Below are 10,000 nucleotides of genomic sequence, written 5' to 3'. Positions count from 1 at the left end.
AAAACGATTCCATTAAATCATCGAGTATATACCAACGGATTTTTGTTTCAAGAAAAGTTAGGAAAACGCCATTTGAATGTCGAAGCTGTTGCGAAATATAAAATTGAAAAAGTGTATTTCGATAAAATTAAATCTGGCGGTAATGTGACATTAGATTCAGGTGAAGTGATAACAAATGAATTACTTTCGTTTCCACCCGATGCTCCTATGAGTTATGCGTTTTGTAGCGATACTTTGTATGATGAATCTATTGTTCCCATTATCAAAGATGTTGATGTGTTGTATCATGAATCTACTTTCTTAGAATCAGAAGCACAGTACACAGAGAAAACCAAACATGCAACAGCAAAAGAAGCGGCTAAAATTGCAAAATTAGCTAATGCTAAAAACTTAATTTTAGGACATTATTCTACACGTTATGGTTCTATCGAACCTTTCAAAACGGAAGCTGAAACTATTTTTGAAACTGTACTTTTAGCCGATGACGGCAAAGAATTTGAATTTTAATATGATACAAACTGTAATTTTCGATATGGATGGCGTAATTGTAGATACCGAACCGGTGCATCATTTTGCGTATTACCATCATTTTAATGAATTAAGCATCGAAGTTTCAGATGAAATGTATCGTTCGTTTACAGGAAATTCCACTCGAAATATCTTTCAGAAATTAAAAGCACAGTTCGATTTACAAGAAGACGTGGAAGATTTAATCTTAAGAAAACGCCATTTATTTAATGAAGCTTTCGATTTGAAAGAAGATTTGTATTTGATTGATGGAGTAGAAGAGTTAATCAAAGACTTGCATGCAAACGGAATTCAGCTAATTGTAGCTTCTTCAGCTTCAAAAGTTACCATTAATAGAGTTTTTACACGATTTAATATACATCAATATTTCACCCATATTGTTTCGGGAGAAGATTTTCCAAAGTCGAAACCGCATCCTGCCATTTTTGAACATGCTGCAAGTTTATCAGTTGCTCCAAAAGAAAATTGCATCGTAATTGAAGACAGCACCAACGGAATTCAAGCTGCAGTTTCAGCAGGGATTTTCTGTGTGGGTTACGATAGTTTTCATTCGAAAGACCAAGATTTATCTAAAGCTAATGTAGTTATTCGACATTTTAACGAATTGAATTTTGAAAAAGTTCGCGATTTGAACTAACTCATTTCTTGATCGTGTAAGGTATGTTTCGCTAAAATGCGTTTACTATCTTTTTTTACGGATTCATTTTTTCGCATCGACCAAAAGAAATCACTCGAAAACTTTCTAGCTTCCTCTAAATTTACAATAGGATTCGGATAATCGCGTCCCAATTCAAACCCATACAACATCGATTCTATTGGAGTCAATTTCCAAGGTTCGTGGATGAATTCCGTTGGAATATTTGCTAATTCAGGCACCCATTTTTTAATGAAATTTCCATCTTCATCATGTTCATATGAATTTTTCACCGGATTGTAAACACGAAGTGTATTGATTCCAGTAACGCCAGCTTGCATTTGAATTTGAGGATAGTGAATTCCAGGTTCAAAATCTAAAAATTGTTGGGCCAAATGCGGGCTACAATTTTGCCAAGGTTGGAACAAATGATGCGTATAAAACGACACCACCAAAGCGCGCATTCTAAAATTCAAATAACCTGTTGTATTCAAGCAACGCATACAAGCATCAACTAACGGAACGCCAGTTTTTCCTGTTATCCAAGCTTTGTGGTATTTTTCGTTAACTCTTTGATTTAAATTGCGATAGCCTTTGTTTACAGCGATGAATTCCATAGAACATTCCATCTCAAATTTCTGAATGAAATGCGCTTGCCAACGCAAACGAGAAGCAAAATTAGAAATCTGACGCTTAAATTTTCCTTGCTGATGCAATTCCCAAGCTTTGGTATACACTTGTCGAATTGATAAATTTCCCCAAGCAATATAAGGTGATAAACGACTACAACCTTTTCTAGCTAATTCGGGTTTTGAAATGTGGCTGCTGTAATTTTGAACGCGTTCTTCAAAAAATGATTTCATGTAGCGTAAAGCCGTTGGAACGCCACCTTTCTGAAAATTGGGATTGTGAACCGTTTGAATTGATGGAATTTCAAAATGATTTTCTAATTCTTCAATTTCAATGTATTTGACAAAACTTCTGGGTGTAGGTTGAAAAGGAAGACAATCTTTATCCATAAAATCATACCAATCTCCTTTCCATGTTTTTCGATTTTTGATGCCCCGAATAACGCCGTTTGTGATGTATTCATTCCAAATAATTCCCTTTTCTTTCAGGAATTCAGCCACTGCTAAATCTCTATCAAAAGTCAATTGAATTCCAGTTTCTTGATGCGAATAAACGGCTCTGATGGAAATAAGTTTCGATAGTTTTTCAAAAACTGTTACAGCTTCACCTTGAACAATTAAAATTTGGGTATGATATTTTTGTAATTCTTTTTGAAGCGCTTCTAAAGACTGTTTTATAAAATCAAAATGACGTTGACTGTAATGATAATCTTTCATCAACGATGGTTCGAAAATGTAAAGCAATAAAGTCTTCCCAGAAGTCGATAAGGCTTCATGTAAGGCTTCATGATCGTGCAAACGCAAATCTCTCTTGAACCAAACAATTTTCATTTTTATTCGTTTTATAATTTTTAGGGCATCGCTATTCTAACCAACAGCTTCTTTGTAGACTTTGAGACATTTTTCACGTGCTTCTTTATGATCTACAATGTGTTTTGGATAATATTGAGTTTCCAATTCAGGAATCCATTTTTTAATATATTTTAAGTCTTTATCAAACTTTTTGATTTGCTCTGTTGGGTTGAAAATTCGGAAATAAGGTGCAGCATCCACTCCAGAACCTGCAGCCCATTGCCAATTTCCAACGTTACTGGCCATTTCGTAATCCAAAAGGTTTTGAGCAAAATAGGCTTCGCCCCAGCGCCAATCGATTAAAAGATGTTTACATAGAAAACTAGCTACAATCATACGAACACGATTGTGCATGTGACCGGTTTTATTCAATTCACGCATTCCAGCATCAACAAAAGGATAGCCTGTTTTTCCTTGACACCATTTTTGGAATAATTCTTCATTGTTTTCCCAGATAATGGCATCATATTTTGGTCTAAAACTTGCATTTTTTGTGTGTGGAAAATGCCATAGAATTTGCATGAAAAATTCACGCCAAATCAATTCATTCCAAAAGGTTTCGTTCTTTTCAGCGATAGCTTTTCCAATCATTTTTCGGATAGAAACCGCTCCAAATCGAAGATAAATTCCTAAATAAGAGGTTTTGTTTAAAGCAGGAAAATTTCGAGTAGCTTCGTAATTCTGAATTAGACTTTCAGAAACATCAAAAGGTGTCACTTTAATTTCAGATTTTTCAAAACCAATATCAGCCAACGATAAAAAAGGGTAGGAGTGCTGCGCAATTCTATCCAATTTTTCTTCTGATGGATAATGAACCAATTTAATCTTCTTAAAGTTCTCTTTCCATTTTTTCGAATAAGGCGTGTAGACTACATAAGGTGTTCCGTCGTCTTTAACTACTTCGCTTTTTTCGAAAATGACTTGATCTTTAGAAGTCAAGAATGAAATTCCTTTACTTACAAATAACTGATTCATTTCCTTATCACGTTTGCGAGCATAAGGTTCGTAATCGTGATTGGTGTTAACCGATGAAATTGTATTTTCAGTAATTAACTTTTCGAAAATTTCAATTGGTTTGCCATGAAAAACCGCTAATGATTTTCCGTGCTTCTTCAATTCTGATTGAATTTTCTCTAATTGTTCGTGAATAAAGGTTACCCGAGCATCATTTTTTGGTATTTGCGATAGAATGTTTTCATCAAAAATAAAAATAGGTAGCACTTCTTCATCTCCATTCAAAGCATGAAAAAATCCTACGTTATCGTCTACTCTTAAATCGCGTCTAAACCAAAAGATGTTCATATTTTTTTGTTTCAGGTTTCAAGTTTCAAGTTTGATTTTTGAGTTTGAACTTGAAGTTGTTTTTTAAATTTTTATCCGTTTACTAATAAGGTTGACATTCCACCATCAACGTGGAAAATTTGTCCCGAGATCCAACTGCTTTTATCACTTAATAAAAAGGTTGCCATTTGTGCGCTGTCTTCTGGTTTTCCAAATCGTTTTAAAGGATGACGTTCGGCTGATTTTTCTTGTTTGGTTTCGTTATTCAAGAATTTATCGGCTAATGGTGTGTCAGTTAATGATGGTGCAATTACATTTACTCTGATTTTCGGAGCATATTCTGCTGCCAATGCTTTTGCAAAACCTTCAATAGCTCCTTTTGATGCGGCAACGCTAGTGTGAAATGGCATTCCCATGGAAGCAGCTACACTACTAAAAGTAACAATACTCGCTTGTTCCGATGCTAATAAATTAGGCAAAACCGATTGAATTACTTTTACCAAACTTATGAAATTAATTTGTAAATCGGTTTCAAAAGCTTCTGGTTTTAATCCTTTGAAAGGTCTTAAATTGATACTTCCCGGACAATATACTAGGCCATCAATTATTGCGGGTAATTGAGATATATCAATGGTATCAGTAGTAGCATCAAATGCAATATGAGTTGCTTTTACATCGGCTAAGTTTTCATTGCTTCTTGAAGCGATATAAACGTTATTTTCAAATTGTAGTTCTTTTGTTATGGCTAATCCAATTCCGTAAGAACCACCAATTAATAGTATGTTTTTCATTATGTTATCCTTTAAATTCACCAAATAGTTCGATTAATTTTTTTCTTCTGTACTCGAAAATTTCTTCTAATTTCGGTTTCACTAAAATAGGGTGAACCAATTGACCTAAAATTCCCATAGGCACTTTATAATCGACTATATCTTCCATTTCAACGCCACCTGGAATTTCTTTGATGAAATGTTTGTGATGCCACAATGCATAGGGACCAAAACGCTGCTCGTCTACAAAATACTGTTTGTCCACCACATGAGTGATTTCGGTAACCCATTTCGTTGGAATTCCTAAAACTGGAGTCACGATATATTGAATGATTTGCCCAGGAAACATCGGTCTGTCTGCTCCAGAAATAATTTTAAATCCCATATAATCAGGTGTAATCAATTGCAAATTCTTTGGATCAGATAAAAGTTCCCAAGCTTTGTCGATGCTAATTGGTAAATTTTGTTTGGTATGCAATCTATATATTTTCATATTTATTTTTTTGTAAAGATATAAATTTGTTTAATCTTTTTTATAAAAAATTAAACAAAAATTATTCATTTAAGTTTAAATTAACATTTGATTCTATTACAATTTGTAAATTTGGAAATCTAAAAACGAAACCTATGAGAAAAATTATTGTTATGTTGGCTGTAGTACTAGCCAATTTTGTTGTAGAAGCGCAAGTAAAAACGCCTCAATCGAGTCCATTAGCTAAGGTAGAACAAGTTGTTGGATTGACAACTGTTCAAGTAGAGTATTCACGTCCAAGTGCAAAAGGAAGAACCGTTTATGGCGATTTAGTTCCATTTGGAAAAATGTGGAGAACAGGAGCTAATGCGAACACTACATTTTCATTTAGTGAAGATGTTAAGATAGCAGGCAAAGATTTAAAGAAAGGTAAATACGCTTTATTTACCACTCCTAAAGCAGATAGCTGGGATATTATTTTTTATTCTGATACAAACAATTGGGGATTGCCTGAAAATTGGGACGAATCTAAAGTTGCTTTAAAAGTTACCGTTAAGCCAGAAACGTTGAATAAACCAGTAGAATCTTTATCAATTTTCTTGAATAATTTAACTAATGATTCAGGAGTAATTGAACTATCTTGGGAAAGAACAATGGTAACCATTCCATTTACTGTTCCAACTCAAGAGATGGCAATGAAAAGTATTGAAAAAACTTTAGCAGGCCCTTCAGCTGTAGATTATTTTTCTTCAGCTCAATATTATTATCAATCAAATGGAGATTTAAACAAAGCTTTAACATGGGTTAATTTATCAGTTACTAATTCTCCAAAAGGACAAGATGTACCATTTTGGTATTTGAGATTAAAATCATTAATCCAAGCTAAAATGGGAGATAAAAAAGGAGCTATTGTTACAGCTAAAGAATCATTAGCATTATCAGTAAAAGCAGGAAATGCTGATTACGAAAAAATGAACAAAGACAGCATTGCTGAATGGTCAAAATAGTAGTTAAGAGTTAATTTAATAAAAAGTCCCGAAATATTTCGGGACTTTTTGATTTTTATATTTCAGACTTATTAAAGGATTTCTGAAGAATAAGGGATAATCCAATTGTAAGTAAAGCACCAATGAAATTCAACCACAAATACCCTACAATATCTAAGTAAAAAATATAGAAAATGGCTAATTGGCTAATACAAGCACCAATGAATACTGCTTTTCCTTTGATATAATTGATATAAAATCCAATCAGAAAAATTCCTAAAACGGTTCCATAAAAAATAGAACCAATAATATTAACCAATTGGATTAAGTTTTCGAATAACGAACTTATACAAGCAAATCCAATAGCTACAATTCCCCAAAAAACAGTGAAATATTGTGTTGCATATACATAATGTTTGTCTGATTTTGCATTTACATTTCGTTTGTAAATATCAATAGCAGAGGTAGCTGCTAATGAATTTAATCCAGAGGCACTTGATGACATTGCGGCGCTAAAAATAACAGCTAATAACAATCCTAAAATACCTTTAGGAAGATAATTTAAGATGAAATAAAGAAATACATAATCTTTATCGTTAGTTTCGGTTTTCCCATCTACTTTTGCTATAACTGCTTTTGCTTCTTCGCGTAAGTCTTTTTCTTTCAGCGAAAGTGCAACCATTTGCTTTTTCAGAATGGGATTGTCGTATTCGTTGTGTTTTAGTTGTTCAATGTAAATTTGATTTACAATTTTTTTATCAGTATTCAATTGAACTAATTTTTGTTCTAGATTTTCGTATGCTGCTTTTTGTTCAGATGCTTTTACTTTTTCTACATTAGTGGGATTAAAATGCAAAGGCGCATCGTTAAATTGGAAGAAAACAAAAACCAAAACACCCGTTAACAAGATAAAAAACTGCATTGGCACTTTTAAAATTCCGTTCATGATTAGTCCCATTTGGCTTTCTTTTACTGATTTTCCAGAAAGATATCGACCTACTTGAGATTGATCGGTTCCAAAATAGGATAGCATTAGGAAAAATCCACCGGTAATTCCACTCCAAAAAGTGTAACGAGTTTCAGGATTATAAGAAAAATCTAAAATATCCATTTTTCCATTTGCACCTGCAATATGAAGTACGTTTGAAAAATCAACTTCGTGAGGAAGATTTGCTAAAATGTAAAAGAAAATGATAAACATCCCTGACATAATAACAAACATTTGTTGCTTTTGGGTTATGTTCACAGCTTTAGTTCCTCCAGTTACCGTGTAGATGATAACTAAAATACCAATAATAATATTTAGATAGGTTAAGTTCCAACCTAAAAGTGCCGATAAAATAATTGATGGTGCATAAATGGTGATTCCAGTACCTAATCCTCTTTGAATTAAGAATAAAATAGCAGCAAGTGTTCTCGTTTGAATATTGAATCGTTGTTCTAAATATTCGTAAGCCGTAAACACTTTTAGTCGGTGGTAAATAGGAATAAATGTGTATGCAATTACTATCATGGCTAATGGTAACCCAAAATAGAACTGCACAAATCCCATTCCGTCATGGTAGGCTTGGCCTGGTGTAGATAAAAACGTAATGGCGCTAGCCTGTGTAGCCATAACAGATATTCCAACGGTAAACCAAGGAGTTTGATTATTATCCAAAAGATAATCTTCAACATTGGCGCTACCCTTGGTTTTCATTACACCATAAACAACAATAAAAAAAAGGGTAGTAGATAAAACAATCCAATCTAAAATATCCATATTAGGTGTAAATTTCCATTATTAAATAGAATATAAGTATATATATAGCATTCAGTATCAAAACGATGCTATAACTTTTTTTCCATTGATGTTTGTTTTTGTTCATTCTTATTTTATTTATCCAAAGCAATTAAATTTGCAAATAATCGATAAGCACCACTTACTCCTTCTGGTAATTCTCTAAAGAAACTTAAACCTGTGTAAATATAATTTCCTTTACCAAATTTAGCAATTACTAAACCACCCGTTTTTGAAGATTCGCCTTCATCATTTGATGCTAAAATAGGAATAAATTCGTTACTCCATTTGTTTGGATAGTATAAACCTTGCTCTTGAACCCAACCCGTGAAATCTTTTTCGGTAATTTTATTAGGTTGATTCAATACTTTATGATTTGGTGCTAAGAATGTAACTTTAGCATTTTCATCGGTAACACGATCTCTTGATAATTCTAAATTATATGGTGCTATTTCTTTGGTAACTAAATTATTAGTAGTATTGTATTGAACTATTAAATTACCACCATTTTCTACATACTGAAATAAGATTTTATTCTTGTATTTCAGTTCATCGATAACGTTAAATGCTCGTATTCCCAAAATTACTGCGTCATATTGTTGCAGTTTTTCTATTGAAATTTCGTTCGGATTAATCGTTGAAACTTTAAATCCAAGATTTTCTAAATTCTTGTTTACTTCATCGCCAGCACCCATAATGTAGCCAATATTTTTGCCTTTAGTTGCAATGTCTAATTTTACTAATTTAGATTCAGAAGGTACTAAAATGGTTTGTTTAGGAATGTGTGGATATTGAATCGTAATTAATTTATCGGTAAATGTTTGATTGCCTATTTGAGCTTTTGCACTCAACTTTGTTGCAATTTCGGGTTTGGTTGGATAAAGCGTAAATGTGAACTTTTTCTCTTCGTTTTTGGTGGTAATTTCAAACAGAATTTCTTTTGGATTTACTTTCCAATCATTCGGAATATTCAACGATAAAACGCCTTTTGCATTGGCTTTGTGTGCTTTTATTGAAACCATAATTTCTTTAGATTGAGTTCCGTTAAAAATTATAACTTCAGGTTCAATTTTAGTCGTAACATCAGGTAAAACTGTAAATGGAACATACGTTTCTCCGTCATCTGGATTATTGAATTTGTAGCAAATATTTTTTACGAATTCAATTGTTTTTCCTTCAATTTCGATGGTGAAAACGACTGGAAAATTAGATGAAACTTCAGGCAAAATTCGAATGGATTTATCCGAAACACGATACATTCCTTCAGTTTGTTTTTCTTTTAACCAGAATAAGTTGGAATAATCAATATTTTCGCCAATAACTACATTTTTAAGTTGAAAATTGATTTTTTCGTTATTTTTTAAAACGGAATTTTTGGTTTCTAATGGAAGTTGCAAGGCTTTCACCGAAATCAATTTTGCATTTGACTGACTTCTGTTAATGACTTCAATATTGATATTGAAATTACTATCTTTTGTTGTGGTTTCAGTATCTGCAACCGCTTCCATGAACAAACCGCTACACGCTTCAATAATTTTAATGATTTGTTTTGATTTGATTTCTTTCCAATGTGCATCTTCTAATTTTTGAATCAAATCATACGCTTTAATTAAATTCGGAATATGAACTGACGGATTTCCAAAGTTGAAATTCTTTTCAATTTCGTACAGAATTTTTCCAATTTCATTCCCGCCTTTTACTCGATTCCAAGACGTGTCAATTCCTTCAAAAAGATTGGTATTGCTTGGTAAATCGCCTTTTAGCAATTCTAAATATTCAGTTTCATCGCCACGACTTCCTAAAGTTCCAAAACCTTGGCATTTGTGCTGACTTCGGCTCAAAGCTGCAATTTCGTTGTTACTTTTTCCTTTTAAAGGGTAAAATACGTTAGAATTAATGGCTAATAATTTTGATTTATCAGCAGCATCAAACGCTTCCTGACTTCCGTAAAACCACCAAGAAGTATTGAAAAAAATGCGTTTTGGTTTATATTTTATTAAATCATACGCTTCCAAACTCAACATTGCCGAAGCGGTATGATGTCCGTGGGTTGTACCAGGAGTATTAT

At 33.0% G+C, this 10,000-nt stretch carries 8 protein-coding genes and 1 pseudogene; 3 read left to right on the top strand and 6 right to left on the bottom strand.

Going from position 1 to position 10,000, the window contains the following annotated elements:
• Together LDL23_RS04525 and LDL23_RS04520 are read left to right on the top strand one after the other, a co-directional pair.
• Window positions 1–507 (top strand): annotated as a pseudogene (locus LDL23_RS04525) (ribonuclease Z); the annotation flags it as partial.
• 1 nt (window position 508) lies between these two features.
• Window positions 509–1,165 (top strand): HAD family phosphatase, encoded by a 657-nt coding sequence (locus LDL23_RS04520; RefSeq protein ID WP_291264648.1) that lies wholly within the window; start codon window positions 509–511, stop codon window positions 1,163–1,165.
• On the opposite strand, the gene LDL23_RS04515 is transcribed toward LDL23_RS04520, so the two are convergent.
• The 4 genes from LDL23_RS04515 to LDL23_RS04500 form a co-directional block, all read right to left on the bottom strand.
• Complete coding sequence (locus tag LDL23_RS04515; protein WP_291264647.1) at window positions 1,162–2,622, bottom strand: deoxyribodipyrimidine photo-lyase; 1,461 nt, start codon at window positions 2,620–2,622, stop codon at window positions 1,162–1,164. The two genes, LDL23_RS04520 and LDL23_RS04515, sit on opposite strands and share 4 nt — an antisense overlap.
• Before the next feature lie 36 nt (window positions 2,623–2,658).
• Window positions 2,659–3,945: a deoxyribodipyrimidine photo-lyase gene (locus tag LDL23_RS04510; protein WP_291264646.1), complete on the bottom strand. Its 1,287-nt coding sequence runs from the start codon at window positions 3,943–3,945 to the stop codon at window positions 2,659–2,661.
• 71 nt (window positions 3,946–4,016) lie between these two features.
• The gene (locus LDL23_RS04505) at window positions 4,017–4,715 is read right to left on the bottom strand and encodes an SDR family NAD(P)-dependent oxidoreductase (RefSeq protein ID WP_291264645.1); all 699 of its coding nucleotides are present in this window, start codon (window positions 4,713–4,715) and stop codon (window positions 4,017–4,019) included.
• A 4-nt stretch (window positions 4,716–4,719) separates the two neighbouring features.
• A complete protein-coding gene (locus tag LDL23_RS04500) occupies window positions 4,720–5,187 on the bottom strand; it encodes an SRPBCC family protein (protein ID WP_291264644.1) in 468 nt (155 codons plus the stop codon).
• Between the two features lie 134 nt (window positions 5,188–5,321).
• Here LDL23_RS04500 and LDL23_RS04495 point away from each other — a divergent pair, with 134 nt between their 5' ends.
• On the top strand, window positions 5,322–6,173 hold the full coding sequence (locus LDL23_RS04495; RefSeq protein WP_291264643.1) for a DUF2911 domain-containing protein: 852 nt from the start codon (window positions 5,322–5,324) through the stop codon (window positions 6,171–6,173).
• Window positions 6,174–6,228: 55 nt separating this feature from the next.
• On the opposite strand, the gene LDL23_RS04490 is transcribed toward LDL23_RS04495, so the two are convergent.
• Window positions 6,229–7,914: a sodium:solute symporter gene (locus tag LDL23_RS04490; protein ID WP_291264642.1), complete on the bottom strand. Its 1,686-nt coding sequence runs from the start codon at window positions 7,912–7,914 to the stop codon at window positions 6,229–6,231.
• Window positions 7,915–8,027: 113 nt separating this feature from the next.
• A partial coding sequence (locus LDL23_RS04485) for an LmbE family protein (protein WP_291264641.1) occupies window positions 8,028–10,000 on the bottom strand: 1,973 nt, incomplete at its 5' end.

It is taken from the genome of Flavobacterium sp., assembly GCF_020217025.1.
In the GTDB taxonomy this organism is placed as follows: Bacteria; Bacteroidota; Bacteroidia; order Flavobacteriales; family Flavobacteriaceae; genus Flavobacterium.
This window is presented reverse-complemented; position numbering and strand designations above follow the sequence as displayed.

What these genes read in the sequence shown, in the direction of transcription:
- LDL23_RS04520 (WP_291264648.1), top strand. Translation starts at nt 509, where the DNA reads ATGATACAAACTGTAATTTTCGATATGGATGGCGTAATTGTAGATACC.
- LDL23_RS04515 (WP_291264647.1), bottom strand. Translation starts at nt 2,622, where the DNA reads ATGAAAATTGTTTGGTTCAAGAGAGATTTGCGTTTGCACGATCATGAA.
- LDL23_RS04510 (WP_291264646.1), bottom strand. Translation starts at nt 3,945, where the DNA reads ATGAACATCTTTTGGTTTAGACGCGATTTAAGAGTAGACGATAACGTA.
- LDL23_RS04505 (WP_291264645.1), bottom strand. Translation starts at nt 4,715, where the DNA reads ATGAAAAACATACTATTAATTGGTGGTTCTTACGGAATTGGATTAGCC.
- LDL23_RS04500 (WP_291264644.1), bottom strand. Translation starts at nt 5,187, where the DNA reads ATGAAAATATATAGATTGCATACCAAACAAAATTTACCAATTAGCATC.
- LDL23_RS04495 (WP_291264643.1), top strand. Translation starts at nt 5,322, where the DNA reads ATGAGAAAAATTATTGTTATGTTGGCTGTAGTACTAGCCAATTTTGTT.
- LDL23_RS04490 (WP_291264642.1), bottom strand. Translation starts at nt 7,914, where the DNA reads ATGGATATTTTAGATTGGATTGTTTTATCTACTACCCTTTTTTTTATT.